This is a genomic window from Acetomicrobium sp. S15 = DSM 107314, assembly GCF_016125955.1.
Classification (GTDB): Bacteria; Synergistota; Synergistia; order Synergistales; family Thermosynergistaceae; genus Thermosynergistes; species Thermosynergistes pyruvativorans.
Window position 1 is genome coordinate 1 of sequence record NZ_JADEVE010000420.1, and the last position, 361, is coordinate 361.

Genomic DNA, 361 nt, shown 5'->3' on the forward strand with positions numbered 1-361 from the left:
GGGCCCAGGTATATATTCAAGAGTCTTTGTGGCCTCTTTAAAGGGAGGGGTTTTGTGGAGACGAGGCTCATCGTGACGCTGCTCTTCGCGGCATTTTCTTCTTACGCTGCGGCAAATTACTATATCTTCTAAGTGTGCTTCTTGAGCAGTTTGATATACCACTGACTTGCCACTGGAGGTGCGAAAAGGATGAAGTGGCCCTCTAACCAGAGACTTTTGGCTGCTGGGCTAATCTTGGCAACGCTCATAGCACTATAGGGAGACACCCGGATCAGTTCCCAGCTATTCCGTCGGCATGGAATGAAAAATATGACAAGATAGATGCAAATTTCAATAACGTGGACACAAGATTGTCCGGGTG

Annotated in this window: 1 protein-coding gene; it reads right to left on the reverse strand. The window is 47.6% G+C overall.

Annotation, left to right across the window (positions count from 1 at the left end):
* Positions 1-128: 128 nt before the first annotated feature.
* On the reverse strand, positions 129-361 hold a 233-nt coding region (locus tag EZM41_RS14085), incomplete at its 5' end, for a hypothetical protein (RefSeq protein WP_232619416.1).